We start from the raw sequence: 26,748 nt of genomic DNA, 5'->3' as shown, positions 1-26,748 counted from the left end.
GACACGTGAGAAGAGCGTGTGTTTCAACCGTCGCCACAGCGGCGGCCGTGGCGCTCGCAGCCGGGTTGACCACCCCGGCCATGGCCCGCGACACCAGCCCGTCGCAGCCGGCCGACAGCTCGTCCGGCGCACGGCATCAGCTGACGCTCATCACCGGCGACCGCGTCACGGTGGACGCCAAGGGCCGGGTCGTGGGCTTCCGTCCCGCGGCGGGGCGCGAGCACATACCCGTGCAGCGCCAGACGTCGAACGGGCACACCCTGCTCGTCCCGGCCGACGCTCACCGGCTGATCAGTTCCGGAAAGCTGGACCGCCGGCTGTTCGACGTCACGGAGCTGAGCCGGGAGGAGAACCGCAGGGCGCAGAAGTCGGCCCTGAAGCTGATCGTCTCGTACCGGGGCGCCGCGGCCACGGCCGCCAGGGCCGAGGTACGCGACGCGGGTGCCACCCGAGTCGGACCCGTGCTGAGGTCGCTGAACGCCCAGGCCGTGGCAACCCCGCAGGAAGACGCCCGGTCCGTCTGGCAGGCGCTCACCCGTAAGCCGTCGGGCAGCGCCCAGCGGACCACGGCCGCCGGCATCGACCGGGTGTGGCTGGACGGCGTGCGCCGGGCGAGCCTCGACAAGAGCGTCCCGCAGATCGGCGCCCCGACCGCCTGGAAGGCCGGCTACACCGGCAAGGGCGTCAAGATCGCCGTCCTGGACACCGGTGCGGACGCCACCCACCCGGACCTCAAGGGCCAGATCCTCGCATCGAAGGACTTCTCCGGGTCACCCGACACGAAGGACCACTTCGGCCACGGCACCCATGTCTCCTCGATCGCGGCCGGTACGGGCGCGAAGTCGGGCGGGAAGTTCAAGGGCGTGGCCCCGGACGCCAAGCTCCTTGAGGGCAAGGTGCTCGACGACAACGGCTTCGGCGACGACTCCGGCATCCTGGCCGGCATGGAGTGGGCGGTCGCGCAGGGCGCCGACGTCATCAACCTGAGCCTCGGCGGCACCGACACCCCGGGGATCGACCCGCTGGAGGCGGCGGTCGACAAACTCTCCGCCGACAGCGGCGTGCTCTTCGCCATCGCGGCGGGCAACGAGGGCGACGGGGCAGGCACCGTCGGCTCCCCCGGCAGCGCGGACTCCGCGCTGACCGTCGGCGCGGTCGACGACAAGGACGTGCTGGCGGACTTCTCCAGCCGGGGTCCCCGGGTCGGCGACGGCGCGATCAAGCCCGATGTCACCGCTCCCGGCGTGGACATCACGGCAGCCGCATCGCCCGGCTCCGTCATCGACAAGGAGGTCGGTCAGAGCCCGGCGGGCTATCTGACGATCTCCGGCACGTCGATGGCGACCCCGCATGTGGCGGGCGCCGCGGCACTCCTCAAGCAACAGCACCCCACGTGGAAGTACACCGAGCTCAAGGGTGCGCTCACGGCCTCCACGAAACCGGGGAAGTACACCCCCTTCCAGCAGGGCTCCGGCCGGATCGCCGTCGACCGGGCGATCACCCAGTCCGTCGTCGCCGAGCCGGTCTCGATGAGCTTCGGCGTCCAGCAGTGGCCGCACACCGATGACGTGCCGGTCACCAAGAAGGTGTCGTACCGCAACCTCGGCACGAGCGATGTCACGCTCGCGCTCACCGTCCAGGGCACCGGTCCGACGGGCAAGCCCGCCCCAGCCGGATTCTTCACGCTCGGCGCCACCGGTGTGACCGTCCCGGCGGGCGGCACCGCCGAGGTGCCGCTGACCGTGAACACCAAGCTCGGCGGCACGGCCGACGGCGGCTACTCCGCCTACGTCGTCGCCAGCGGCGCCGGGCAGACCGTCCGCACCGCGGCCGCGGTCGATCGCGAGCGCGAGTCGTACGATCTCACGCTCAAGACCATCGGGCGCGACGGCAAGCCGGCCCGGTACACCACGGGCGACGTCTACGGCATGAGCGGCGCCGCGAACGGCGTGTGGGAGTCCCCCGAGGTCGTCAACGGCACGGCGAAGCTCCGCGTCCCCAAGGGCGGGTACGTGCTCAACTCGACCGTGTTCGTCGACCCGGAGGACGCGAGGAAGGGCGTCGACTGGATCGCTCAGCCCTCGCTGAGCCTCACCAGGAACACCACGGTGACCTTCGACGCGCGCCTGGCCAAGCCGGTGGACATCACGCTTCCGGCCACCGGCTTGAAGCCCGTGCTCGCCTCCCCCGACCTCCAGGTCGAGAACGAGGACACCGGCATCTCCTCCGGCCTGCTGCTCGACTCGTACAAGCAGCTGCGCACCGCGCACATCGGCCCGAAGGCGACCGGCGTCCAGCTCTCCCAGCACTGGTACGGCACCTGGACCAAGGGGGCGAAGACCCGGTACGACATCGCGGTCGGCGGCCCGGTGAGCCGGGTGGCGACCGGCTACCACCGCGCGTTCGGCAGCGGGCAGCTGGCCAGGGTCACGGTCCGCGCCGGTTCGTCCGTCACGGGCAAGACCGGCGACATCTCCGCGTGGAGCGAGCTGCCCGGCGCGTACGGCGGCTGGTCGATCGCAACCACCCAGAAGCTTCCGTCCGCCACCACCGCCTTTGTCTCCACCGCCGACAAGGTGCGGTGGGGCTTCGACTTCGGCCAGAACGGTGCGCCCGACGAGGACGGCTTCCCGCAGACCGAGGCCTCGTACTCCCTCGGTGACCCGCAGGTCCTCAAGGCGGGCAAGGCATACACGAAGACCGTGAACACCGCGGTGTTCGGGCCTTACGTCAACGCCGAATTCGGGGTCTTCCGCGAGGGCGACGCGCTGATCGGGGCGCTGCCGCTGGTCGCCGACGGCAACCGGAACATCGGCGGTTCCGTGTACAGCTCGGTGAAGACCGTGCTCTACCGCAACGGCAAGGTCTTCACCAGGAACGCCGACCCGCTGGCGGGCGGGACACCCATCACCGTGCCCGCCGCGGCCGCCGACTACCGGCTGACCACGTCGGTGCGGCGCGCCGCCGACGTCGCTTCGGTCTCGACCCGGGTCGACGCGAGCTGGACCTTCCGGTCCGGCCGGACCAAGGATCTCGTCGCGCTGCCGGTCTCCATGGTGCGCTTCGCACCCGCGGTCGCGCTGGACGGTACCGCGAAGGCCGGGAAGTCCGTGTCCGTGCCGGTGACGGTGCTGGGAGCGGCTGCCGGGAAGAACCTCAAGTCACTCACGGTGTACGTCAGTTATGACACCGGGAAGACCTGGAAGAAGACCGCGGTCAAGAAGGGCAGGATCTCGGTGAAGAACCCGGCCAGGAAGAAGTCGGTCTCCTTCAAGGCCGGTGTCACGGACAAGAAGGGCAACAAGTCGTCGGTGGCGATCTACAACGCCTACTTCGGCAAGTAGCCCGGGCAGCCGGTGACAGGCCGAAGGCGGCCCGCACCGGCCCCGCACGGCAGCGGCCCGTCAGGACGGTTCTCACCGTTCCGGCGGGCCGTTCGTGCCGGGGCGCACAGGGTCGCGCGATACGTCGCCCTATCGGTGCGTCACCGAGTCCAGCATGCCGAACGGGACCGGCGGCAGTCCACCGGTCCCGTTCACCCGTACGCGGAAGCCGCACGGAAAGCCGCAGGTCAGGCGATACGTTCCCGCACCACCGGGGTGGCGGCGAACGGCGTGCCCACCGGGGCGATGTCGTACGAGTCCGGCAGCGCCTTCAGCGCGTACTCGAACTTCTCCGGGGTGTCCGTGTGCAGCGTCAGCAGCGGCTGTCCGGCCGTCACCTCGTCGCCCGGCTTGGCGTGCAGTTCGATGCCGGCGCCGGCCTGGACCGGGTCCTCCTTGCGGGCGCGGCCCGCTCCGAGGCGCCATGCGGCGACGCCGATGTCGTAGGCGTCGAGGCGGGTCAGGATGCCGGAGGACAGGGCCCTGACGACGTGCTGTTCGCGGGCGACCGGGAGCGCGGCGTCCGGGTCGCCGCCCTGGGCGGAGATCATCCGGCGCCAGACGTCCATCGCGGAGCCGTCCGCGAGGGCCTTCTCCGGGTCGGCGTCCTTGAGTCCGGCCGCGTCCAGCATCTCGCGGGCGAGGGCCAGGGTGAGGTCGATGACGTCCTGCGGGCCGCCGCCGGCCAGGACGTCCACCGATTCGCGGACCTCCAGGGCGTTGCCCGCGGTGAGGCCGAGGGGGGTGGACATGTCGGTGAGGAGGGCGACCGTGCGCACTCCGCTGTCGGTGCCCAGCGCGACCATGGTGGAGGCCAGTTCGCGCGCGTCCTCGATGGTCTTCATGAAGGCGCCGGAGCCGACCTTGACGTCCAGGACGAGTGCGCCGGTGCCTTCGGCGATCTTCTTGGACATGATCGAGCTGGCGATGAGCGGGATCGCTTCGACGGTGCCGGTGACGTCGCGGAGCGCGTACAACTTCTTGTCGGCGGGGGCGAGTCCGTCGCCCGCCGCACAGATGACGGCGCCCGTGGTGTCGAGGACGTTCAGCATCTCGGCGTTCGAGAGGTGGGCGCGCCAGCCGGGGATGGACTCCAGCTTGTCGAGCGTGCCGCCGGTGTGGCCGAGGCCGCGGCCGCTGAGCTGCGGAACGGCGGCGCCGCAGGCGGCGACCAGCGGGGCGAGCGGCAGGGTGATCTTGTCGCCGACGCCGCCGGTGGAGTGCTTGTCGGTGGTGGGGCGGGAGAGCGCGTCGAAGTTCATCCGCTCGCCGGAGGCGATCATGGCGGCGGTCCAGCGGGCGATCTCCGTGCGGTTCATGCCGTTCAGGAGGATCGCCATGGCCAGTGCGGACATCTGCTCGTCGGCGACCTCGCCGCGGGTGTACGCGTCGATGACCCAGTCGATCTGCTCGGGGGTCAGCTCGCCTCGGTCCCGCTTGGTGCGGATGACGGAGATGGCGTCCATGGTCTGGAGTCCTTCCGGCCGGTACGTGTGCGTACGCATGAGTCCCGTTGACTCTACGCGCATAGAGGAGAAGAGAGAGGCCGGACGGGCCCGCACGTGGCGGGCCCGTCCGGCGGATTCGCTAGCCGAGGTGCGCGGGGCCGAACGCCTGCGGCAGCATCTCGTCGAGCGTGCGGAGGCCGTCGGGGGTCTCCAGGACGAGTTCCGGTCCGCCGAACTCGTACAGCAGCTGCCGGCACCTGCCGCACGGCACCAGGATCTCGCCCGAGCCGTCCACGCAGGTGAAGTGGGTCAGCCGGCCGCCGCCGGTGGCGTGCAGCTGGGAGACCAGTCCGCACTCGGCGCACAGCCCGATCCCGTACGAGGCGTTCTCGACGTTGCAGCCGACGATGGTGCGGCCGTCGTCGACCCGGGCGGCGACGCCGACCGGGTAGCCCGAATACGGGGCGTACGCCCGGGACATCGCGTCCCGGGCGGCCGTACGCAGGGCTTCCCAGCCGGCCGGAGTCATGACGCCGGTGGTCACTTGCCCTCGCCCTTGCGGTAGGGCACGCCGTCCGCCTTGGGCATCCGCAGCCGCTGGGACGACAGGGCGAGCACCAGCAGCGTGGTGACGTACGGGGCGGCGTCGACGAACTGGCTCGGGACCTGATCCACCAGCGCGTACCAGGTGAACAGCAGCGCGGAGCAGGCGGCCGAGATCACCGCGGCCACGTACTTCTTGCGGTACAGCTGCCAGAAGGCGGCGATCACCAGCAGGATCGCCAGGAGCAGCAGCATCGCGTGCACGTTCTCCGCACCGCCGCGCAGCTTGAGGCTGTCGGTGAAGCCGAAGAGTCCGGCACCCAGGGCCATCCCGCCGGGCATCCAGTTACCGAAGATCATCGCGGCGAGACCGATGTAGCCGCGGCCGCCGGTCTGGCCCTCCTGGTAGATGCTGGTGGCGACGATGGAGAGGAACGCGCCGCCGAGTCCGGCCAGTCCGCCGGAGATGGCGACGGCGATGTACTTGTACTTGTAGACGTTGACGCCGAGGGTCTCGGCGGCCACCGGGCTCTCGCCGCAGGAGCGGAGCCGCAGGCCGAAGGCCGTGCGCCACAGCACCCACCAGGTGACGGGGATCAGCAGCAGGGCGACGACGGTCAGCAGGGACAGTCCGGTCACGAGCCCGCCGATGATGCCGGCGAGGTCGGAGACGAAGAACCAGTGGTGTTGCTGGAGGTCCTGCAGCCAGTCGGAGAGCCCTGGGATGGTGATCTTGTCGATCTCCTCCAGGCGGGGTGACTGCTTGGAGGAGCCGCCCGGCTCGTCGGCGAAGGTGAAGTTGGAGAGGTAGCGGGTGACGCCGACGGCGAGGATGTTGATCGCCACACCGGAGACGATGTGGTTCACGCCGAAGGTGACCGTCATGACCGCGTGCAGCAGACCGCCGAGCGCGCCGCCGATGATGCCGAACAGGACGCCCACCCAGGGGCCCCACTGGAAGCCGGCCCAGGCGCCGAACCAGGTGCCGAGGATCATCATGCCCTCGAGCCCGATGTTGACGACGCCGGCCCGCTCGGCCCACAGACCGCCGAGACCGGCGAGGCCGATGGGCACGGCCAGTTCGAGGGCGCCGGCGACCTGGCCCACGGAGGTGATGTCGTTGGCGCCGCTGATGAGGCGGACCAGCGAGACCAGGGCGAGCGCGCCGGCGATGATCAGCAGGACGACGGGCAGGGAGAGCTTGCGGCCGCCGCCCTTCTTGGGGGCCACGCGTGCGGCGGAGACTTTGCTGGTGCTCACAGGGCCGCCTCCTTCTCGGTCGTGAGGGCGTGGCCGGCGGCGAGCTCTTCGCCGACCTTCTGCTGCTGACGGCGGGTCCCGTAACGACGGACCAGCTCGTAGCTGATGACGACGGAGATCACGATCAGGCCCTGCATGATCGTGGCGATCTCCTTCTCGAACCCGAACTGGTCGAGCGGGGAGGACGCCTTGTCGAGGAACGCGATCAGCAGGGCGCTGAGCGCGATGCCCACGGGGTGGTTGCGGCCGAGCAGGGCGATGGTGATGCCGGTGAAGCCGATGCCGACCGGGAAGTCGAGGCTGTACGTGTGGGTGTCGCCGAGCAGCGTCGGCATGCCCGCCAGACCGGCGACCGCGCCGGAGATCAGCATGGAGGTGAGGATCATCTTCTTGGCGTCCACACCGGAGGCCTGGGCGGCGCTCTCGCTGGCGCCGGTGGCCCGCAGGTCGAAGCCGAAGCGGGTGCGGTTGAGGACGAACCAGTACACGAGGCCGCAGCCGGCGGCGACGAAGGTGAAGCCGTAGATCTCTCCGGACTCGGGGCCGAGCGACAGTCCCGGGAACCAGCCGGACTCGGCGATGTCGCCCGTCGTGAGGTTGTTGGATCCCGCAGCCTGGTCGCCGAAGTTCTTCGGCAGGATCAGCCAGGCGATCAGGGAGGTCGCGATGGAGTTGAGCATGATCGTCGAGACGACCTCGCTCACTCCCCGGGTCGTCTTGAGGATGCCCGCGATGCCTGCCCAGAACGCGCCCACCAGCATCGCCACGATGACGATCAGGGCGATCTGGAACGGTCCGGGAAGGTCGACGCTCGCGCCGACGAGGGCGGCCATCATCGCCGCGAGGCGGTACTGGCCGTCCACGCCGATGTTGAAGAGGTTCATCCGGAAGCCGACCGCGACCGCGAGAGCGGCGAGGTAGTACGTACCGGCCTGGTTGATGATCAGTACCTGTACGTCGGAGTACGACGCCTGCTCGAACAGCAGCCGGTACAGCTCGAAGGGGTCGCGGTTCGACACGAACAGCACCAGGGTGCTGAGCGCGAAGGCGACGACCAGGGCGAGTGCCGGCCCGGCGAAGCCGAGGATCAGCCGGTCCTTGTCGAGTTTCTTCATCAGGCCTCGTCCTCCGGTGCTGCTTCGAGGTGACCTGCGGCGGCACCGGTCATGGCCGAGCCCAGTTCCTCGGGGGTGATGGTCGCGGGGTCGGCGTCCGCGACGAGCTGTCCGCGGTACATGACGCGCAGGGTGTCGGAGAGCCCGATGAGCTCGTCCAGGTCCGCCGAGATGAGCAGGACGGCGAGTCCTTCGCGGCGGGCGTCGCGGATCTGGTCCCAGATCTGCGCCTGCGCGCCGACGTCCACGCCGCGGGTGGGGTGGGCGGCGATCAGGAGCTTCGGCGCGTGGCTCATCTCGCGGCCGACGATCAGCTTCTGCTGGTTGCCGCCGGAGAGGGAGGCGGCCGTGACCTCGATGCCGGGGGTGCGGACGTCGTACTCGCGCACGATCCGCACGGTGTCCTGGCGGGCCGCCTTCGGGTCCAGCAGGAAGCCGCGGCTGTTGGGCTTCTCGGTGACGTGGCCGAGGATGCGGTTCTCCCAGAGCGGGGCGTCCAGCAGGACTCCGTGCCGGTGCCGGTCCTCCGGGATGTAGCCGATGCCGCTCTCGCGCCGCTTGCGGGTGGGCACGCGGGAGATGTCCTCGTCGCCCAGGGTGATCACTCCGCTGTCCGCGGACTTCATCCCGATCAGCGCGTCGATCAGCTCGGTCTGGCCGTTGCCCTCGACACCCGCGATGCCGAGGATCTCGCCCTTGTGGATGGTGAAGCCGACGTCGGACAGGACGTCGCGGACGACTCCGTCCGGGTCCGTCATGGTGAGGGACAGCCCCTCGACGCGCAGCATCGGCTCGTCCGTCACCGTGGACTCGCGGGTCTCGGGCGACGGCAGTTCGCTGCCGACCATGAGCTCGGCGAGCTGCTTGGTCGTGGTGTGGGCCGGGTCGGCGGTGCCCACCGTCGTACCGCGCCGGATCACCGTGATGTCGTCGGCGACCGACAGGACCTCGCCGAGCTTGTGCGAGATGAAGATGACGGTGAGGCCCTCGGCCTTGAGCTCGCGGAGGTTCGCGAAGAGCGCGTCCACCTCCTGCGGGACGAGCACCGCCGTCGGCTCGTCCAGGATGAGGATGCGGGCGCCGCGGTAGAGGACCTTGAGGATCTCCACACGCTGCCGGTCGGCGACCCCGAGGTTCTCGACGAGCGCGTCGGGCCGGACTCCCAGACCGTACGCGTCGGAGATCTCCTGGATCTTCCTGCGTGCGGCGGAGCCGATGCCGTGCAGCTTCTCGCCGCCGAGGACGACGTTCTCCAGGACGGTGAAGTTGTCGGCGAGCATGAAGTGCTGGTGCACCATGCCGATGCCGCGCGCGATGGCGTCACCTGGATTGCCGAACGAGACCTGCTCGCCGTCCACCGCGATGGTGCCCTCGTCCGGCTTCTGCATGCCGTAGAGGATCTTCATCAGGGTGGACTTGCCGGCACCGTTCTCGCCGACGAGGGCGTGGACCGTGCCCTTGCGGACGGTGATGCCGATGTCGTGGTTGGCGACGACGCCGGGGAAACGCTTGGTGATGCCGTGCAGTTCTACGGCAGGGGGGCTGCTGGACGCGTTGATGACGCACTCTCCTTGGCCGGACAGGAGCGGGAGGCGGAGGGGCAGGGGATGACTGACTGTTCCACGTGGACCAGTGGGCGGTCGCCCACGCGGGATGGTCGGACAGCCCCTGGGGGGCGGGGTGAAGTTATCGCGCCTGAGGGCTGTCTACACGCGTAGCGTTGCCGAATCGTCAAACGCATGCGCGCAGCGCGGCCGGAACGCCGGAGTTCCGGGACAGGCCCTGGGCCTGTCCGGGAGAGCACTGCAACGGGCGGAACCACTTCGGGGAGTACCCCGTGGGCCCGGAGCAGCGATGCTGCGTGCTCCGGGCCCACGGGAATCCAGCCGTACGACCGGGGTCGTTACGGGGCGGTCTTGACGGTGATCTTGCCGTCGATGATTTCCTTCTTGGCCTTGTCCACGGCGGCGATGACGTCGGTCATCGCGGTGAACTTCGGGTTCGACATGGCCAGGCCGACGCCGTCCTTGTCGAGGCCGTAGCGGATCTCACCGGTCTCGGGCTTGCCGTCCACGACGGACTTGATCAGGTTGAAGACCGAGTCCTCGACGTCCTTCGTGACCGAGGTCAGGATGGACTCCTTGTAGGCGGCGAGACCCTTCTGGTTGTACTGGTCGGAGTCGACGCCGATGTTCCACTTGCCGGCCTTGGAGACGGCCTCGATCGCACCGGAACCGGCCAGACCGGCCGCCGAGTAGACCACGTCGGCGCCCTTGTCGAGCTGGCCCTGGGCCGCGGCCTTGCCGAGGTCGGGCTTGGAGAAGCCGTCGAAGTTCGGGGGCTGGGTCAGGTACTGGGGGATCACCTTGACCGCGGAGTTGGTGTCCTTGACGCCCTGGGTGAAGCCGGCCTCGAACTTCTTGATCAGCGGGGTCTCGACACCACCGATGAAGCCGACCGTCTTGGTCTTGGTGACCTTGGCGGCGGCGACACCCGCGAGGTAGGAGCCCTGCTCCTCGTTGAAGACGATGTTGGCGATGTTGGGGCCGGTCACCGAGGCGTCGTCGATGATGCCGAAGGTGACCTTCGGGAACTTCGGCGCGACCTTCTTGATGGCGGGCGCGTAGGCGAAGCCGACACCGATGACCGGGTTGTTCCCGGCACGGGCCAGGGACGTGAGGCGCTGGACCTTGTCCGCGTCCGACTCGCCGTCGGAGGGCTCGGCCTCGGTGCCCTTGACCCCGAGGTCCTTCTCCGCCTTGGCCAGACCCGCGTACGCGGCGTCGTTGAACGACTGGTCGCCGCGGCCGCCGATGTCGTACGCGAGGGCGGTCTTCTTGTCCTTCGAGTCCGAGCCGCTGCCCGACGAGGAGGACGAGTCACCACACGCGGTAACGCTGAGTGCGAGTGCCGCGGACATGACGCCCACAGCGGCAATCCTAGTGATCCGGCGCAAGGGAAGGCTCCTTCAAACCTGACCGAAGCGCCTCTTCCGGCGCTGGTTTCGCCGCGATCGTAACGCGCGTAGATGTCAGATAATGACCTGTACGGCAGCCGTTATCGGATCGTCGTGAACCGGGGGCGGCCTGTACGGCTACGGATGGTTGCCGTGGAGCAGCGCCGAAGCGGTGAAGAGCTCCACCCCGACGGTGATCGCCTCCTCGTCCGCGTCGAAGTTGCCCCGGTGCAGGTCGAGCCCGCGCGTGTCGCCGGGCGTACGCACTCCGAGGCGCGCCATCGCTCCCGGGACGTGTTCCAGGTACCAGGAGAAGTCCTCCCCGCCCAGGCTCTGTTCGGTGTCCTCGATTGCATACGAACCGCGGCGGGCGGTCATCGCGCTGCCGAGCAGATCGATCGCGGCCGCGTCGTTGACCACGGGCGGGACGCCCCGGATGTAGTTGATCACCGTCTTGGCGCCGTACATTCCGGCCACCTCGTCGATGGCCGCGTGCACCAGGTCCGGTGCGTCGCGCCAGGCCGCCAGGTCCAGGCAGCGAACCGTGCCGGACATCTCGGCGTGTTGCGGGATCACGTTGCACGCGTGACCGGTCTCCAGCCGTCCCCAGGTCACGGCGAGCCCGGCCCGGGCGTCGGCCCGGCGGGCCAGCAGCGCGGGCACCTCGGTGGCGACCTTGGCGGCGGCGGTGACCAGGTCCGTGGTCAGGTGCGGGCGGGCGGTGTGGCCGCCGGGGCCGTCCAGGGACAGCTCCAGGCGGTCGCAGGCGGAGGTGATGGCCCCGACCCGCAGCCCGATCCGGCCCACGTCGACCTTCGGGTCGCAGTGCACCCCGATGATCCGGCCGACGCCCTCCAGCACGCCCGACTCGATCGCGTCGGGCGCTCCGCCGGGCAGCACCTCCTCGGCCGGCTGGAAGATCAGCCGCACCGGGTTGGGCAGCAGCCCCTGCCGGTCGAGCTCGGCGAGCACGAGTCCGGCGCCGAGGACGGTGGTGGTGTGCACGTCGTGCCCGCAGGCGTGCGCCCGGTCGGGCACGGTGGAGCGGTACGGGACGCCCGCCTTGGTGTCCGGGATCGGCAGCCCGTCGATGTCGGCCCGCAGCGCCAGCATGGGCCGCGTCGCCTCGCTCCGCGTCCCGACGTCGCACAGGAGGCCCGTCCCGGAGGCGAGCACCTGCGGCCGGAGGCCCGCCTGCTCCAGCCGGGCCTTGATGGCCGCGGTGGTGCGGAACTCCTGGTTGCCGAGCTCGGGGTGCATGTGCAGATCGCGGCGGAAGGCGACGAGCTCGGCGCGCAGCGCTTCGGGCAGCGTGCCGGGCAGGGCCTCTGCCGTGAGCGGCCGGGCTTCACAATCGCGGGGCGTCGAGTGGTTCACTGGTGAAGGGTAAGGCCCTTCCCTCTCCAACTGACCATGAAACAAGAAAAGTTCAGCCACATAGACGAATAAATGACTGGGTCACGGCGTGTGAGGCTGTGACACGGTGGGTAAGCTCCACCGTTCCGTCAGCTCCCCAGCCCCGGCGCATCGGGTACAGCGCCAGCCCGACGCACACGGCTCCGGCCGCCAGCAGGTCCAGGCTCATGGCCATCATGACGGTCCCTGAGAGCACCAGCAGCGGGGACCAGCCCGGGACCCGACCCCGGCGGAACAGCGCGAGCAGCGTGACGAGGGCCAGCAGCCCGACCCAGAACAGCATCGGCACCACCGTGTAGACGGCGGGCATCACACCGGGCACGTCCTGCACCTTCTCGAACAGGTCACTCATGGCGTCCTCGTCCGCCGCGAGGAACCCGACCACCAGGTCGATCACCGCCTGCACCGCCACCGCGGCCGCCCCCAGCAGTCCGGCTCCCGCGGCCAGCCGGACGCCGGCCCGTCTGCCGCCCCGCACCCCGGCCGGCGTCCGCAGGCTCAGGAACACCGGAACGAAGGCGAGCACTCCGGCCAGGAACAGCACGTGCGCCAACGACCACCACACCCCGGGCCCGTAGTCACCGGCCGCCCGTCCGATCAGCCGCACCACGCCGTATCCGGCCATCAGGGCCGGGCCCGCGAGGAACGCCGTCGTGGCGGAGGTGCTGTGCTGATTCTTGGTCAATTCCCGTGTCTGCATGCCTCGATGATCGATTCCCGACGCCATCGGCGGCTATCGGGGATGCCCCTGGGGCATCCCTGACGCGGCCCCCGCGAAACCCGGGGGCGGAAGGGGAGACCTGCCAGGGTGCGGCTGCCCCTCCGGCGGTGTCCGCACCAGCCGCTGACGTGGGAGTCGAGCGGGGCGGCGAGTCGCGGAGTACGCTTAGTCCAGTGGTTAGTCCACTCCCGTACCCGCTCCCTGTGAGGCAGCCGTGGAAGCAGCTCGTCAGTACAACGTGCATGAGGCCAAGACCCACCTCTCGCGCATCCTGGAGCAGGTGGCCACCGGTGAGGAGGTAGTGATCTCCAAGGCAGGAGAGCCGGTGGCCAAGGTAGTGCCGCTGCGCGCCCGCGTGAAGCGGACCGGGCGCGGCTCGCTGCAGGGGCAGATCCGCATCAACGATGACTTCGACGAACTGCCGGACGACATCGCCGACGCCTTCGGGATGCGCTGATGAAGCTACTGCTCGACACCCACGTCGTCCTGTGGTGGCTCGACGACTCCACCGAGCTCAACGACGAGGTCAAACACCTGCTGGACACGGAACCGTCGGTCTTCGTCAGCGCGGTGACACCTTGGGAGATCGCGATCAAGCAGTCCCTCGGAAAGCTGGAAGGGCCGGCTGACCTGGCGGAACGGGTACGGGACAGCCAGTTCCTCTCGCTGCCCATCACCGCCGGACACGGCGTACGCGCGGGTCGGCTTCCCGGGCACCACCGGGATCCCTTCGACCGGATACTGATCGCTCAGGCCCAGACCGAGGGGATGACCGTCCTGACCCGGGACAAGTGGATTCCCTCCTACGACGTGCAGGTCATGCCCGTCTGACCGTGACGGGCCTCCCCGGCCGGTTCACGCCTCCGAAGTCACCGCCGTAGCCCGCCAGGGCGCCAGCCGCTGGACGTCCCGGGCCGTCTCCGTGACCCCGGCCAGGAAGCCCTGCGCCCTCGGGGACGCCGTTTCGCGGAGCCATTCCGGCGCGATGTCGCAGACCGCGACCTTCACCTCGGTGCCGGCCAGGGCCAGCGGGAGGGTGTGGACCACCGTGGAGGGGAAGCTCAGGACCGTGCGGCCGATGGGGCCGCGGCGGGCGATGAGTTCCAGGGGGAGGTCGGGGCGGACGATCTCCAGGCCGGTGACCGCCTCCAGGGCGTGGAGCTTCTCGGTGGACTCGCGGCGGTGGGCGAAGTAGCGGGTGGCGCCGTGCGTACGGGCCAGGGCCGCGACCGCCTCCAGGTACGGTTCGCGGTCCACCACGCCGGTCTCGACCAGGGAGGTGCCGACCAGGTCCGCGCCCTTGGTGAGCAGCGGCGGCCCGAAGCGGGAGCGGGTCCAGGAGAAGGTGTTGGGGATGAGGGTGATGCCGGGCGGCGGGATCACCGGCATCGCGGTGAAGAGCTCGACCTCGCGCACGGCGGACGGGGTGAACCGGCGGCGGGCGGTCGCGGAGACCGGGGCCAGGGCCAGGTCGCGCGGGCCGGAGCCGCCGCGGCGGTGCCAGCGCACCAGGCGCTCGCCGCGGGTCAGCAGGGCGACGAACTCCATGGTGGCGGTGCCGTCGTCGACCACGGTGAGCCGGCGGGGCCGGACCAGGGAGAGCAGGAGCTGGACGTAGCGGGAGAACGGGTCCCCGATGACGATGTGGTCGGCGTTGCGTACGAGGCGGGTCAGGGCGCGCAGCGACTTCAGGGGCGTCCCCGAGTCGCCGCGCGCCTCCTGCCAGCGCACGGTGATGCCCTCGTCGCGGGCCAGCTCCGCCATCCGGCGCAGCTGACCGCGCGACATCGGGTCGACCGGAGGGAGGACGACGACGGTGACGTCCGCGACGACCCGTCCGCCGCCTCCCTCTGTGTAGGCCCACTCCAGGACGTTCAGGAGCTGGACCGGGCTCTCGACGAAGGCGAGGTTCACCGGTCTGCCCGTCAGACCGCGACCGGCTCGGCGGCCTGGGCCGTCTCGCCGCTCTCCGCCACGACGCCCGGGACCCGGCGGAGCTTCTTCATCGGGCCGAGCTCCGACTCGTACACCTTCTTGACGCCGTCACCGAGGGACGCCTCGATGGTGCGGATGTCGCGGACCAGGCGGGTCAGGCCCTGCGGCTCGACGGACGCGGCCTGGTCGGAGCCCCACATGGCGCGGTCGAGGGTGATGTGGCGCTCGACGAACGCGGCGCCGAGCGCGACGGCGGCGAGGGTGGTCTGGAGCCCGGTCTCGTGGCCGCTGTAGCCGATCGGGACGTTGGGGTACTCCTGCTGGAGGGTGTTGATGACGCGGAGGTTCAGCTCCTCGGCCTTCGCCGGGTACGTCGACGTGGCGTGGCAGAGCAGGATGTTGTCCGAGCCGAGTACCTCGACCGCGTGGCGGATCTGGCGCGGGGTCGACATGCCGGTGGAGAGGATCACCGTGCGGCCGGTGGCGCGCAGGGAGCGCAGCAGCTCGTCGTCGGTGAGGGAGGCGGAGGCGACCTTGTGGGCGGGGACGTCGAACTTCTCCAGGAAGGCGACGGCCTCGGTGTCCCACGGGGAGGCGAACCAGTCGATGCCGCGCTCGGCGCAGTGCTCGGAGATGGCCCGGTACTCGGTCTCGCCGAACTCGACGCGGTGGCGGTAGTCGATGTACGTCATGCGGCCCCAGGGGGTGTCGCGCTCGATGTCCCACTGGTCGCGCGGGGTGCAGATCTCCGGGGTGCGCTTCTGGAACTTGACGGCGTCGCAGCCGGCTTCGGCGGCCACGTCGATGAGCTTGAGGGCGTTGTCGAGGTCGCCGTTGTGGTTGATGCCGATCTCGCCGGTGACGTAGACGGGGTGGCCGGGGCCCGCGGTGCGGTTGCCGAGGGTGCGCAGTCGGGAGGTGCTCATGAGGGTGTTCCTTACTTGGTGGGGACTGAGGTGGTGAGGGTGGGGCCGAGGAGCCAGGCCGCGATCTCGCGGATGGCGCCGAAGCCGCCGGGGGTGGTCGTCACGGCGCGCGCCGCGGCGCGTACCGAGTCGTGCGCGCTCGCGACGGCCACGGGCCAGCCGGCGAGTGCGAAGCAGGGGAGGTCGTTGACGTCGTTGCCGACGTACAGGACGCGTTCGGGGGCGATGGCCTGCTCGTCGCACCACTGCTTGAGCGCGAGGTCCTTGCGGTCGATGCCGTGCAGGACGGGGACGCGGAGCTTGTGGGCGCGGGCGGCGACGACCGGGTTCTGTTCCGTGGAGAGGATCAGCAGCGGCAGTCCGGCCTTGCGCAGGGCGGCGATGCCGAGTCCGTCGCCACGGTGGACGGCGACGGTCTCGCGGCCGTCGGCGTCGATGAGGACCCGGTCGTCGGTCTGGGTGCCGTCGAAGTCGAGGACGACCGCGTCGACGTCGTCGCGGGTGGGCAGCGGGGCCGGGTCCAGGAGCGGGGCGAGCGCGCGGGCGCGGGCCAGGTCGTGCGGGTCGTCGATCTCCAGGACGCGGGCGGGGTCGGTGCGCACCAGCGCGGTGTGGCCGAAGAAGCGGTGGCGGTGGGTACGGAATCCGGCCGCGTCCATCGCGTAGGCGGCGCCCGTCTCGAGGAGGTCCTCGGGGCGGTCCTGGCGGCGGGGGCGGACCTTCTTGTCGTGGTTGACGCCGTAGTTGTGGTCCTCGACCGCGCTGCCGTCGCGCCAGAGGAAGCCGTGGAACGGGGCGACGGTGACGGCCGTGTCGGCGCCTTCCCGGGCGACCGCGGCGGCGACGCCGTCGATGTCCTCGCGGGCGACGAAGGGGCTGGTGCACTGGACGAGCAGCACCACGTCCACGGCCTTGCCGTGCTCCGCCTCGTACGTGTCCAGGGCGTGCAGGACGGCGGCCTCGCTGGTCGCGGTGTCGCCGGCGATGGCTTCGGGGCGCTGGACGCAGTGCAGCCGGGCCGATGCGCCGAGGGAGTCACCGGCGGCCCGGGCGGCTTCGGCGACGGCGGGTGCGTCGGTCGTCACGACGACCGCCGTCACCTCGCTCGACGCGAGGCAGGCGCGGACCGCGCGGACGACGAGCGGGACGCCGCCGACCTGGGCGAGGTTCTTGGCGGGTACGCCCTTGGATCCGCCGCGGGCGGGGATCACGGCGAGCACGGTGGGCTGCGTCATCGCTGCTCCAGTGAGTGACTTGGTGGTGGTGTTCACAGCTCGCCCATCCGCCGGATGACGGGGGCGACCCGCTGGACGCCGTGGCGGTACGCGCCCCGGGCCGCGTCGCGGACCGCCTCGCGCACCGCTCCCCTGACCCGGCCGGTCTCCCGGGGTTCGGCGGCGCCCGGGAGCGGGTGGCCGTCGGGGGCGAGGTGGTGGCGGGCGAGGATGCCGGGGAGGTAGCCGGGTGCGGTGGCGGGGGTGTAGTAGGGCGCGAGGTCCGGCAGCCGGTCCTGCGCGAGCAGGGCGGTGACCCTGGCCCGGGCGGTGTCGTAGGCCGTGGCGTAGGTGCCGTCGGCGGCGACGCCCTGGCCGGCCAGCCACTCCTCGTCGGGCTCCGGGTGGGCGCCGCCGTCGAGGTGGTCCCAGGAGGTGAGCAGGCCGGAGCCGATGAAGTGGTGGTTGCCGAGCGTCTCGCGGACCCCGAGGTCGGTGAGGACGGCGGTGGGGATGCGCCGGTGCAGGGACTCCAGGGCGGCGGTCGAGGAGACCGTGACCAGCAGGTCGGTGCGGTCCAGGACCTCGCCCATGTGCCCGTACACCAGACGGAAGTTGGGCGGGAGTCCGCCGGGCAGCCTCTCGGCGAGGCGCTGGTACGGGAGTTCCTCGATGTGCGTGGTGTGCTCGCCGGGCCTGGAGCGCAGCTTGAGGAGGACCTCGCGCCGCGGGTGCAGCCTGGCGTGCTCGACGAGCCGGCGCAGCAGGTACGTACGGTCGGCTCGGGAGTCCGGTACGGAGGGCTGCGCGGCGAACACGACGGTGTCGCGGCCCTGTTCGGGGGCGTACGGGGCGCCGCCGAGGAACGGCAGGGCGGCCTCCGTGACGGCCGAGGCATCGGCGCCCACTCCTTCGTACACCGCGCGGAAACGCTCCGCGTCGTGGCGGGAGTTGGCGAGGACGACATCGGCGCCGTGCCGCAGGAGCAGCCCGTCGGCGAGCTTCTCGTAGACGACGCCGACGTAGCCGGTGACGACGACGGGCCGGGCCCTGAGCGCGGCGAGGCCGTGCAGCATCGCCTGGACCGCGCCGCCGACGAGGGCGAGGACGACGAGGTCGTATCCCTCGTCGCGCACGGTGTGCAGGAACTCGACGGCCGTCACCTCGCGCACCCGGTCGGTGTCGATGCCGACGTCGCCGACCTCGGCGAGCTGGCGGGGTGTCGGCGTCGCCCGGCCGCGGAGCAGCAGTCCGCTGATCTGCGCGGGGGGCGTGGGCGCGCCTTCGTCACCCGTGGTCAGCCGGCGCGCGGTGAGCGCGCCCCACTTCCATCGGGTGTCGGAGTCGGCGAGGACGGCGACCCGGAGGGCGCTCGTCTTTTCGGTACGTGGGGGCACGTCCCAAAACTTAGGAAGGCATTTCGATTCGCAGCCCAACGTGGCGGCAACAGCGGGTTAACAGCCTGCCGACGCTTGGCGAATCACCCTCACAAATGCCCCACGCATGGCGATGAATGGACCTGGTTCATCACTTCGACATTCGTCGTTCACCTACTGTCCCCATCAGGGCCAGGGTAAATGCCGGACCTCCGCCTAGCGTGTGACGCGTGGTTAAGCTCTCCGTCATCGTGCCGTTCTACAACGTACGGGCCTATGCCCCCGATACCTTGCGAAGTCTCCGGGCCAATGCCCGTGACGATTTCGAATTCATTTTCGTCGACGACTGTTCGACCGATGGGACTCTGGAGATCCTCCGGCGCGCCGAGCGCGAGATCCCGGGTGCCGTCCTGGTCGAGCACGAGAAGAACGGGGGCCTGGCCACCGCACGCAACACGGGTATCGACGCGGCGCGCGGCGAGTACCTCACGTTCCTCGACGGCGACGACTGGGTCGTCCCCGGCCACTACGAGCGGCTGCTGGCCGCCATCTCGGGGCTGGGGTGCGACTTCGTCCGTACGGACCATGTGCAGTTCACGGACCGGGTGCGCACCGTGCACCGGGTCCCGCACGGTCTGCGCGACACCGTCCTGCGTCCGCGCGACGTGATCCTGCCCTCCGACCGGTCGACGCCGGTGGACTACGCGTATGCCTGGGCCGGCGCCTATCACCGGCGGCTCGCGGACTCGGGGCTGCTCCGGTTCCGGGACGGGCTGCGCACCGCCGAGGACCGGCCCTGGATCTGGCGGCTGCACCGTGAGGCGGAGTCGTTCGCGGTGGTCGGGCTGCCGGGCGTCTTCTACCGGCGCGGAGTCGCTTCCTCGCTCACCCAGATCGGTGATGTACGCCAACTCGACTTCATCCGGGCCTTCGATCAGGTTCTCGAGGAAACGTCCCGGGATCCGGAGGCGGACCGGCTCCTGCCGAAGGCCGTGCGTACCTATTGCGCGGTCATGGCGCATCATCTGGAATCCATCGAAAGGTTCGAACCGGCAGTGGCAAGGAAATTGCGCTCCATGAGCGCGGCTTCCCTGCGGCGCATGCCTCAGGAAGTTCTCGCCGAAACACTGAATTCGCTGGGCGACCGCCGGGCGGGCCAGCTGCGACGGGTCCGCCGCCGCTCCGTCTCCCGGGAGGTCGCGGCCTGATGCCCGGCACGTACACCGCGCCGGTCGGCCGGTCCACCACCCAGATCTTCTCGGCGTGCACGCAGTACGCCGCCGCCACCCTGGTCGCCGCCCTGCGCGCGGGCCAGTTCGGCCCGCGCTCCGAGCACCGGCGCATCCTCGTCGTGAGCGACACCTCACCCTCCCCCGAGCTCGGTACGCCGCTTCATCAGCGGCCCGGATTCGAGGCGCTGGCGGTCGAGTTCGACGCCGTGCGGTCCTGGAACGACTTCATCCGGCCGTTCCATCCGGCGGGCTGGTCGCCCAGGGACCAGGACGCCTCGCTGTGGGAACGGGCCGTGCGGGCGGCCTGGGACATCGGCGACGGTCCGGTCGAGATCGCCTGCGAGTCCATCCAGGCCAATCCGGCCCAGGCCCTCACCGTGATCTTCGGCGACAGTCCGGTGCACATCTACGCCGACGGGCTGATGAGCTACGGCCCGACCCGCAGCAGACTCGACCAGCTGGTCGGCACCCGCATCCGCCGGCTGCTCCACCTCGACCTGGTGCCGGGCCTGCGGCCGCTGCTGCTCACCGAGTTCGGCGTGGAGCCGGAGATCGTGCCGACGGACGTCTTCCTGAAGGTGCTGGGCGAACTGCCGGGCCCTGCCGACCTGCCCGACGACGACGGGGGCCCCGGCCCGGCGCTGCTGCTCGGTCAGTACCTCGCCACTCTGGGCATCCTCACGCCCCAGCAGGAGGAGGAGCAGCACGCCCGGATGCTCCGCGGTGCCGTCGCGCTCGGCCACACCCGGATCGTCTTCAAGCCGCACCCCAGCGCCCCGGCCCACTGGGCCCGCGCGCTGGAGCAGGAGGCGGAGCGGCTCGGCGCGGACCTCACCGTGCTCGACAGCCCGGTCCTCGCGGAGACGCTGTTCGACACGATGCGTCCCGCCCTGGTCGTCGGCTGCTTCTCCACCGCGCTGCTGACCGCCGCCTCGTTCTACGGGCTCCCGGTCGCCCGCGTCGGCACCGGTCCCCTGCTGGAACAGCTCACCCCGTACCAGAACAGCAACCGGGTCCCTCTGACGATCGTCGACGCGCTGCTGCCCGATCTGGAGGACCCGTCCGCGGTCACCGGCTGGTCGCTGCCCTCCGCCGAGCAGGTCCGGGGCGAGCCGACCGGCCTGCTCGCCGCGGTCGGATACGCGATGCAGCCGCAGATCCAGGCCGCGCTGCGCCCCGAGGCCGAGCGCTACCTGGACCGGCACCGCGACACCCTCTGGCGGTACTTCAAACGGCGCCGGCTGACCGCGCTCGGGCTGCCGGGGGCCGTCCCCGCACAGCTGGCGTTCATCCCGCGCAACGCGACGGTCCGCCGCCTCGCCCGCAAGGCCCGCACCCTGAAGCGGGCGGCGGCGGGCTGACCCGTCCGGGGCGGCGCTCGTCCGGGGCGGCGCTGGTCCGGTCGGGGACGACTGCGTGAAGCCTGGCCGTCCATCAGGTGAACCGCCTTTCTCCGCCCGGGATTTCACGATGTTCGATGACATATTCGACTCATCATGAGGACTCCGTCGATTATCCGATCGCCGCGCGGCCGGGGCGCCGCCCTGGCCGCCCTGCTCACCGTCGCGACCGTCTGTGCCGGGGACGCGGTGGCCCGCAGCTACCCGTTCGGCCCGCACACCCGCAGCGTGAACGACCTGGGCAATCAGTTCGTCCCGTTCCACACCCGGCTCTGGGACCTGCTGCACGGGCGGGCGGACGGCGGGCTGCTGCTGAACTGGCAGTCCGGCTTCGGAAGCAGCTTCCTGCCGGACTTCGGTACGTATCTGAGCAGCCCGTTCGCCCTGCTTGTCGGGGTCTTCCCTCGGGACCGGATCGACCTGGCGGTGTACGCGGTCACGCTGGTGAAGACGGGCGTGGCGGCGGCGGCCATGACCTGGCTGCTCACCGCGTTGCGCCGGGGCCGCGGCCGGGAGTGGGCGGCGGCCGTGCTCGGCGCCTCGTACGCCCTGTGCGGCTGGTCGGTCGTGGAGGCCGCCTACAACCCGATGTGGCTGGACGGGCTGATCGCGTTCCCGCTGCTGTGCCTGGCCGGTGAGTGGGCGCGGACCGGGCGGCGTCCGGTGCTCGGCACGCTGCTGGTGACGCTGGCCTGGGTGTCGAACTTCTACACCGCTTACATGGCCACGCTCGGGGCCGCCCTGGTGCTGGTGGTGCGGCTGCTGCTGGAGGACGGGACGTCGCGGGAACGGGTCCGGGGCCTGGTGCGGGCGGTGCGCACGGTGCTCATCGGCATCGGACTGGCCGCACCGGTCCTGGTGCCGGTGTTCCTCGGCACCCGGCACGCCTACCCGGGCTGGAACCGCGCGTTCGCCCCGGCCGCCTGGCCCGATGTCGCCGCGAGGCTGCTGCCGGCCACGTACAGCTTCTTCAGCCCTGCGCTGTTCCTCGGGACCGGCGCCCTGCTGCTGGCCTGTGCGCTGGCCTTCCACCGTGCCGTGCCGCGTACCGAACGCTTCGTGTGGGCGGGGCTGGTGGCCGCGGTCGCGCTGTCGTTGCAGTGGGAGCCCACGCATCTGCTGTGGCATGCCTTCGCGACACCGAACGGGAGCCCGTTCCGGCAGACGTTCGTCCTGTCCGGGCTCGTCGTGATCGCCGCCTGGTTCGCGGTCGCCACCGCCTGGCCGGACCGGCGGACCCTGCTGGGCGGCGCGGCGGTCCTGGTGCTGATCGCGGCCGGCGCCGCGTCCAGCGCCCTGATCACCGGCTGGACGTATCCGCTGTTCGCGGCGGGCCTGCTGGCCGTGACCGGGGCGCTCGCCCTGGCGCGCAGCGGCAGGTTCGCCGTGTTCGCGGCCCTGCTGCTCATCGGGGCGCAGGCCGGTCAGGCCGCCGCGACGACCGCGTACGCCGACCGGCAGCGGCTGAACCGGCTCGACGACTACGCCCCCTGGGGTGAGCGCCAGAGCCTCCAGGCCGCCGCGGTGGCCGGCGCCGACGGCTGGCCGCGTTACCGCACCGACCCGGGACTGGAGCAGTCCACCGCCAACGACCCGCTGCTGGTCGGCGGGCAGGGCGGTGCCTACTACAGCAGTCACACACCGGATGTGCTGACCCGCACGTTCCTCGCGCTGGGCGCCGGCTGGACGTCGAACGGCCGCGCCCTGCACAGCCTGGACAACCCGGTGACCGACGCGGTGTTCTCGGTCGGCGCCCGGGTCCGCATGCCACGCGATCCGCACCAGGGCTGGAACCGCCCGGACGGCCGCCCGGTCACCGTCACCCGGCAGGACGCTCCCCCGCTGGTGACACTGCGCCCGGCCGCCGACGCCGGTGCGCGGCTGGGCCGTTCACCGTTCCGCAACCAGGAGAAGCTGCTGGGCGCGTCCGTGTACACGGTGCCCGCGACCACGCTGCGCGCCGCGGACGGCAGGCCCGCCACGGATGAGGGTGCGTACGACTACCGGGTACGGCCGGGTGCGTACAGCCTGACCGCGAGCTGTCCCGCCAACAGCGAGGTGTATCTGTGGGCCCCGGACCTGTTCGGCCGGGCCCGGCTCGGGATTTCGGGCGAACAGACCGACTTCCGGGGTGAGTTGCCGGGACGCCGGGCCGGGATGCGGATGCTGGGAACGGGCGGCGGCCGGCTCGCGGTCCCGCTGCGGGTGGCCAGGGCCGGAACCGTTCCGCACGAGGCGCTCGGCTGCCTGGACCGGGGGCGCCTGGACGCCGCCGTGGCCGGGCTGAAGCGGACCGGCGCGACGCGCGTCGATGTCACCGGCAGCGGGGTGCGGGCCGAACTCCCGCGGAAGGCTCGCGGGTTGGCCGTCCTGGCCGCGCCGCGGATCGCGGGCTGGAGCTGCGACGGGCGTCCGGCCGGCTCATACCTCGGCCTGGTCGCCGTGCCGGTGAACGGCGACCGGACGACGGTGGACTGCACGTTCCGGCCGCCGGGGCTGCGGGCCGGGAGCCTCGCCGGGGCGGGAGCCCTGGTGGCGCTGCTGGCGACGGTCCTGGTCCCCCGGGCGCGGATGCGCGGGCGGGCCGTTCGGTTGCCCCGGTAGCCGCGACGACACCGAGACTTCATCTGCGCGTGGTGGGAAGGAGCCACTCCGCGCGCGTACGTTCCCACCCATGCCCTCCCTCCTGAAGAACCGTCTGACGAAACGCGCCCTGCGCCCCGCCCTCACCCTGGTCGACCGCCGCATCCGGCTGCGGACGGAACGTGCCGCCGAACCGCTGCGCAGCGAGCTCGCCGCACTACGGCAGGAGGCCGAGGAGATGCGGCGGGGCCAGTACGCGCTGGGACTGCTGCTCGACGGTACGGGGAGGGGCGCGCACCGGATCCCGCCCGCCCGGGAGATCGACCAACTGGTCTGCCAGATCGGCGCGTTGAACGGGGACGAGGGAGCGGCCCGGCGCAGCGTCGTCACCGCCTACCGGACCGTGGTGGCGCTGGAGTCTCTCGGTGTGGGGCGGCTGGCCGGTTCCACGTCCAATGTGTGCGGCAAGCTGGCGACGGTGCCGCTGCTCGCTCCGCCGAACGGCGCCATTCTCGAAATCGGCACGCTGTACGGGCTGTTCGCCGCCGCGCTGACCCGGATGGTGCACCGGGCGGGCATCCAGCCGGACCTGACCATCGTCGACCCGCTGGCCGGGTCGCAGCTCCAGCCGGGCACGTCCCAGCCCGCCGACCCGACGGGGACGCCCGTGCGCGAGGACGTCGTACGGGCCAACCTGGCGCTGACCGGGGCGGGTTCGACGCATCACCCCCGCATCCGGCAGGGCTTCTCGTCCGATCCGGAGGTGCGCACCGAGGTCGCCGACCGGGAGTACGGGGTGATCGTCGTGGACGGCGACCACTCCATGGAGGGGGTGGCCGCCGACCTGGAGTGGGTCGAGGAGATCGTCGCCCCGGGCGGCGTCGTGGTGCTGGACGACTACGGCGACGCGTCGTGGCCGGGCGTCCAGGAGGCCCTGGACAAGCACCTGGCGGACGGCTCATCGCGGCTGCGGATGCTGGGGCGGGTCTCGACGTCGGCGTACCTGCGGGCGGAGTGAGGTTCCGCCCCTTCGCGACTGCCCTCTCACGCCTCCGCGTTCACACCCGCCCCGTCACGCCCGTCCCCCGTACCGCGACTCGATGCCCGCGATGATGAGCCGCAGGCCGTCCTCGAACCGTTCGTCGTAGTGGGCGAAGATCTCCGCACCGGCCGCGGCGGCCAGCGGGTAGCGGGCCACGCGTTCCGCGCGTTCACCGATGTCGAAGCCTTCGCGCTGCTGGTCCGGCATCGGGCGGGCGCCCTGTTCCTCGCTGACGAAGCCCATCGTGTAGGAGTACGCGGTGGTGCCCGCCCGGGCGGCCAGGGGCTCAACACCAGCGTGCAGGACGCGTACAACCTGGGCTGGAAGCTCGGCCAGGTGCTGGGCCACGGGGCGCCCGCAGCCCTGCTCGACAGCTACGAGGAGGAGCGTCGCCCGGTCGCCGCGGAGATGCTCGGCCTGTCCACCCGGATCCACCGCGGTGAGCAGGAACGGGGCGCGGCCGCGCAGCAGCTGGGCCTCGGCTACCGGGAGGGGCCGCTGTCGGTGGGCCGCGCGGGCGTGCTGGAGGCGGGCGACCGTGCCCCCGACGGGCCGACGGGCGAGCGCCGGCTGTTCGACGTCTTCCGGGGCCCGCACTTCACGCTGCTGGCGGTCGGCACCGACGCGGAACTGCCGGAGTTCGCCGGCTCACAGGTCAGGGTGCACCGCATGGACGCCTACGAGGCGTACGGCAAGGGGCTGTTCCTGGTGCGGCCGGACGGCTACGTCGGCTGGGCGGGCGAGGACACGGCCGGGCTCGCCGCCTACGCCGCACGGCTGGGCCTCGCCCTCGAGGCCGGCTGAAGGTCAGACGCTGCTGAGCGAGAGCTTCGCCGCGAAGCCGAGGAACAGCACGCCCGCCGCCGAGGTGGCCCCCGCCGACAGCCGCTTGCGGCGGCGGAACGCGGCGGACAGCCGGGTGCCGCCGAATATCAGCATCGACAGGTACAGGAAGCTGGCGATCTGGAGCAGGGTGCCCAGCACCAGGAAGGAGAGCGCCGGATAGGCGTAGCCCGGGTCGACGAACTGCACGAAGAAGGAGATCAGGAACAGGATCGCCTTCGGGTTGAAGAGGCTGACCACCAGCGCCCGCCGGTACGGCCGCTCCATCGTGGCCGGCGCCCCGGCCTCCTCCCCGCCCTCGCCCGTGAGCTCGGCCACCCGGCGATGCCGCTCGCGCCACATCGACACCGCGGCCCGCAGCATCCCGATCGCGAGCCAGGTCAGATAGCCCGCACCGGCGAATTTCACGAGGGTGAAGAGCACGGGCGTCGTCTGCAACAGGGACGACGCCCCGAGCGCGGACAGCGTCATCAGTACCGTGTCCCCGGTCCACACCCCGGCCGCGGCCACGTAACCGGTCCGTACCCCGCGCCGGGCGGCGACGGACAGGACGTACAGCGAATTCGGCCCCGGCAGCAGAACGATGAGCACGAGGCCGACGAGATAGGTCGGAAGGTCGGTGACACCCAGCATGGGACGGAGTCTCGCACGGCCGTACGACACTCGGGAGGCGGGGGTTCCGCTTGCCGCGGGGCCCCGGGGTCTCAGCTCACCAGCTCCGCGAAGACGATGATGTTGTCCGGCCGGTGGCCGCCTCTCAGCTCGCCGCCGCAGGTGATCAGCCGCAGCTCGGGGCCGGTGGTGTCGCCGTAGACCTCGTCGGTCGGGAAGGCGCCCTTGTCGACCTGCTGGAGCCGTCGCACGGCGAACACCGCATCGGACCCGTCCGCCCTGGTGACGGTGATGCGGTCACCGGCGACGATCTTCGAGACGTTCTTCAGGACGGCGGGACCCTCGGAGGTGTCGAAGTGCCCGATGAGGACGGCGGGCCCGGTCTCTCCGGGGGTGACGCCCTTGGTGTACCAGCCGATCCGGTCCGCCTGCGCCACGGACGGGACCTCGACGGTGCCGTCGGACGCCAGACCCAGCTTCAGGACGGGGCCGGTGTCGATGCCCGCCGACGGGATACGGACCCGGACCGGCTCGGAGGCGGGCAGCGGGGCGGCGGACGTGGCCGGCGCGGGTGTGGCCGGCGCGGGTGTGGCCGGCGCGCCGGGCGGGGCCGCGATGTGCGCGGGCGGGGTGGCAGGGGCACCGTCGCCCGAGGCGCAGCCGGTCAGTGCGGCGGCGGAGAGGAGGGCGACGAGCGGGCCCGCCAGCAGGCGACGGGCGAGGGGGATGCGCATACGGGACTC

At 71.3% G+C, this 26,748-nt stretch carries 22 protein-coding genes and 1 pseudogene; 8 read left to right on the top strand and 15 right to left on the bottom strand.

The features are described from left to right. Positions 1-47 precede the first annotated feature (47 nt). Positions 48-3,344, top strand: a complete 3,297-nt coding sequence (locus tag EAO72_RS30755; RefSeq protein ID WP_410090516.1) for a S8 family peptidase — start codon at positions 48-50, stop codon at positions 3,342-3,344. Positions 3,345-3,571: 227 nt separating this feature from the next. On the opposite strand, the gene EAO72_RS30750 is transcribed toward EAO72_RS30755, so the two are convergent. The 8 genes from EAO72_RS30750 to EAO72_RS30715 form a co-directional block, all read right to left on the bottom strand. After that, a complete protein-coding gene (locus EAO72_RS30750) occupies positions 3,572-4,849 on the bottom strand; it encodes a thymidine phosphorylase (protein WP_148020356.1) in 1,278 nt (425 codons plus the stop codon). Between the two features lie 121 nt (positions 4,850-4,970). Continuing rightward, positions 4,971-5,360, bottom strand: coding sequence for a cytidine deaminase (locus EAO72_RS30745; RefSeq protein ID WP_148022134.1), 390 nt, complete (start codon positions 5,358-5,360; stop codon positions 4,971-4,973). A gap of 11 nt (positions 5,361-5,371) precedes the next feature. Further along, a complete protein-coding gene (locus EAO72_RS30740) occupies positions 5,372-6,634 on the bottom strand; it encodes an ABC transporter permease (RefSeq protein WP_148020355.1) in 1,263 nt (420 codons plus the stop codon). Beyond that, a complete protein-coding gene (locus EAO72_RS30735) occupies positions 6,631-7,749 on the bottom strand; it encodes an ABC transporter permease (RefSeq protein ID WP_148020354.1) in 1,119 nt (372 codons plus the stop codon). Before EAO72_RS30735 ends, EAO72_RS30740 begins: the two co-directional genes overlap by 4 nt. Then, a complete protein-coding gene (locus tag EAO72_RS30730; RefSeq protein WP_148020353.1) occupies positions 7,749-9,332 on the bottom strand; it encodes an ABC transporter ATP-binding protein in 1,584 nt (527 codons plus the stop codon). The genes EAO72_RS30735 and EAO72_RS30730 overlap by 1 nt, the downstream gene beginning before the upstream one ends. Before the next feature lie 320 nt (positions 9,333-9,652). Continuing rightward, complete coding sequence (locus EAO72_RS30725; protein WP_148020352.1) at positions 9,653-10,705, bottom strand: BMP family lipoprotein; 1,053 nt, start codon at positions 10,703-10,705, stop codon at positions 9,653-9,655. 138 nt (positions 10,706-10,843) lie between these two features. Beyond that, a complete protein-coding gene (locus EAO72_RS30720) occupies positions 10,844-12,082 on the bottom strand; it encodes an amidohydrolase (protein WP_148020351.1) in 1,239 nt (412 codons plus the stop codon). A 52-nt stretch (positions 12,083-12,134) separates the two neighbouring features. Continuing rightward, positions 12,135-12,821: a hypothetical protein gene (locus tag EAO72_RS30715; protein ID WP_148020350.1), complete on the bottom strand. Its 687-nt coding sequence runs from the start codon at positions 12,819-12,821 to the stop codon at positions 12,135-12,137. 235 nt (positions 12,822-13,056) lie between these two features. Between EAO72_RS30715 and EAO72_RS30710 the strand changes: the two genes are divergently transcribed. Next, a complete protein-coding gene (locus EAO72_RS30710) occupies positions 13,057-13,299 on the top strand; it encodes a type II toxin-antitoxin system Phd/YefM family antitoxin (protein ID WP_148020349.1) in 243 nt (80 codons plus the stop codon). Beyond that, positions 13,299-13,673, top strand: coding sequence for a type II toxin-antitoxin system VapC family toxin (locus EAO72_RS30705; RefSeq protein ID WP_148020348.1), 375 nt, complete (start codon positions 13,299-13,301; stop codon positions 13,671-13,673). Before EAO72_RS30710 ends, EAO72_RS30705 begins: the two co-directional genes overlap by 1 nt. 24 nt (positions 13,674-13,697) lie before the next feature. On the opposite strand, the gene EAO72_RS30700 is transcribed toward EAO72_RS30705, so the two are convergent. The 4 genes from EAO72_RS30700 to EAO72_RS30685 are packed head-to-tail and all read right to left on the bottom strand — an operon-like array spanning position 13,698 to position 18,314. Further along, entirely contained in the window at positions 13,698-14,756 is a 1,059-nt protein-coding gene (locus EAO72_RS30700; protein ID WP_148020347.1) for a hypothetical protein, read from the bottom strand. A gap of 11 nt (positions 14,757-14,767) precedes the next feature. Further along, positions 14,768-15,703: an N-acetylneuraminate synthase family protein gene (locus tag EAO72_RS30695; protein WP_148020346.1), complete on the bottom strand. Its 936-nt coding sequence runs from the start codon at positions 15,701-15,703 to the stop codon at positions 14,768-14,770. Between the two features lie 11 nt (positions 15,704-15,714). After that, positions 15,715-16,938 carry an acylneuraminate cytidylyltransferase gene (locus tag EAO72_RS30690; protein ID WP_148020345.1) on the bottom strand — a complete coding sequence of 408 codons (1,224 nt, stop codon included), beginning with the start codon at positions 16,936-16,938 and terminating at the stop codon, positions 15,715-15,717. A gap of 32 nt (positions 16,939-16,970) precedes the next feature. After that, on the bottom strand, positions 16,971-18,314 hold the full coding sequence (locus EAO72_RS30685) for a DUF6716 putative glycosyltransferase (RefSeq protein ID WP_148020344.1): 1,344 nt from the start codon (positions 18,312-18,314) through the stop codon (positions 16,971-16,973). A 209-nt stretch (positions 18,315-18,523) separates the two neighbouring features. On the opposite strand from EAO72_RS30685, the gene EAO72_RS30680 reads away from it, so the two are divergent. From EAO72_RS30680 to EAO72_RS30665, 4 genes are all read left to right on the top strand, one after another. Beyond that, positions 18,524-19,501, top strand: a complete 978-nt coding sequence (locus tag EAO72_RS30680) for a glycosyltransferase family 2 protein (RefSeq protein WP_148020343.1) — start codon at positions 18,524-18,526, stop codon at positions 19,499-19,501. Further along, complete coding sequence (locus EAO72_RS30675; protein WP_148020342.1) at positions 19,501-20,886, top strand: polysialyltransferase family glycosyltransferase; 1,386 nt, start codon at positions 19,501-19,503, stop codon at positions 20,884-20,886. The genes EAO72_RS30680 and EAO72_RS30675 overlap by 1 nt, the downstream gene beginning before the upstream one ends. 135 nt (positions 20,887-21,021) lie before the next feature. Then, a complete protein-coding gene (locus EAO72_RS30670; RefSeq protein WP_148020341.1) occupies positions 21,022-23,529 on the top strand; it encodes a YfhO family protein in 2,508 nt (835 codons plus the stop codon). Between the two features lie 70 nt (positions 23,530-23,599). Beyond that, positions 23,600-24,526, top strand: coding sequence for a class I SAM-dependent methyltransferase (locus tag EAO72_RS30665; protein WP_148020340.1), 927 nt, complete (start codon positions 23,600-23,602; stop codon positions 24,524-24,526). 54 nt (positions 24,527-24,580) lie between these two features. On the opposite strand, the gene EAO72_RS43425 is transcribed toward EAO72_RS30665, so the two are convergent. Beyond that, positions 24,581-24,793, bottom strand: a complete 213-nt coding sequence (locus EAO72_RS43425) for a TetR/AcrR family transcriptional regulator C-terminal domain-containing protein (protein ID WP_261991674.1) — start codon at positions 24,791-24,793, stop codon at positions 24,581-24,583. On the opposite strand from EAO72_RS43425, the pseudogene EAO72_RS30655 reads away from it, so the two are divergent. Beyond that, positions 24,740-25,354, top strand: a pseudogene (locus EAO72_RS30655) (FAD-dependent monooxygenase); the annotation flags it as partial. The gene EAO72_RS43425 and the pseudogene EAO72_RS30655 overlap by 54 nt on opposite strands. A gap of 3 nt (positions 25,355-25,357) precedes the next feature. On the opposite strand, the gene leuE reads toward EAO72_RS30655, so the two are convergent. Next, complete coding sequence (gene leuE / locus EAO72_RS30650) at positions 25,358-26,026, bottom strand: leucine efflux protein LeuE (protein WP_148020339.1); 669 nt, start codon at positions 26,024-26,026, stop codon at positions 25,358-25,360. A 71-nt stretch (positions 26,027-26,097) separates the two neighbouring features. Next, complete coding sequence (locus tag EAO72_RS30645; RefSeq protein ID WP_148020338.1) at positions 26,098-26,739, bottom strand: class F sortase; 642 nt, start codon at positions 26,737-26,739, stop codon at positions 26,098-26,100. Positions 26,740-26,748: the final 9 nt, after the last annotated feature.

This window comes from Streptomyces sp. OR43 (assembly GCF_008042275.1).
Classification (GTDB): Bacteria; Actinomycetota; Actinomycetes; order Streptomycetales; family Streptomycetaceae; genus Streptomyces.
The sequence above is the reverse complement of the archived record's forward strand: the minus strand, read 5'-3'. Positions and strand labels throughout refer to the sequence as shown.

Excerpts from the sequence above, each read along its gene's own strand:
- EAO72_RS30665 (WP_148020340.1), top strand. The coding sequence starts at position 23,600 with ATGCCCTCCCTCCTGAAGAACCGTCTGACGAAACGCGCCCTGCGCCCC.
- EAO72_RS30670 (WP_148020341.1), top strand. The coding sequence starts at position 21,022 with ATGAGGACTCCGTCGATTATCCGATCGCCGCGCGGCCGGGGCGCCGCC.
- EAO72_RS30695 (WP_148020346.1), bottom strand. The coding sequence starts at position 15,703 with ATGAGCACCTCCCGACTGCGCACCCTCGGCAACCGCACCGCGGGCCCC.
- EAO72_RS30745 (WP_148022134.1), bottom strand. The coding sequence starts at position 5,360 with ATGACTCCGGCCGGCTGGGAAGCCCTGCGTACGGCCGCCCGGGACGCG.
- EAO72_RS30735 (WP_148020354.1), bottom strand. The coding sequence starts at position 7,749 with ATGAAGAAACTCGACAAGGACCGGCTGATCCTCGGCTTCGCCGGGCCG.
- EAO72_RS30690 (WP_148020345.1), bottom strand. The coding sequence starts at position 16,938 with ATGACGCAGCCCACCGTGCTCGCCGTGATCCCCGCCCGCGGCGGATCC.
- EAO72_RS43425 (WP_261991674.1), bottom strand. The coding sequence starts at position 24,793 with ATGGGCTTCGTCAGCGAGGAACAGGGCGCCCGCCCGATGCCGGACCAG.
- EAO72_RS30715 (WP_148020350.1), bottom strand. The coding sequence starts at position 12,821 with ATGCAGACACGGGAATTGACCAAGAATCAGCACAGCACCTCCGCCACG.
- EAO72_RS30750 (WP_148020356.1), bottom strand. The coding sequence starts at position 4,849 with ATGGACGCCATCTCCGTCATCCGCACCAAGCGGGACCGAGGCGAGCTG.
- EAO72_RS30705 (WP_148020348.1), top strand. The coding sequence starts at position 13,299 with ATGAAGCTACTGCTCGACACCCACGTCGTCCTGTGGTGGCTCGACGAC.
- leuE (WP_148020339.1), bottom strand. The coding sequence starts at position 26,026 with ATGCTGGGTGTCACCGACCTTCCGACCTATCTCGTCGGCCTCGTGCTC.
- EAO72_RS30645 (WP_148020338.1), bottom strand. The coding sequence starts at position 26,739 with ATGCGCATCCCCCTCGCCCGTCGCCTGCTGGCGGGCCCGCTCGTCGCC.
- EAO72_RS30675 (WP_148020342.1), top strand. The coding sequence starts at position 19,501 with ATGCCCGGCACGTACACCGCGCCGGTCGGCCGGTCCACCACCCAGATC.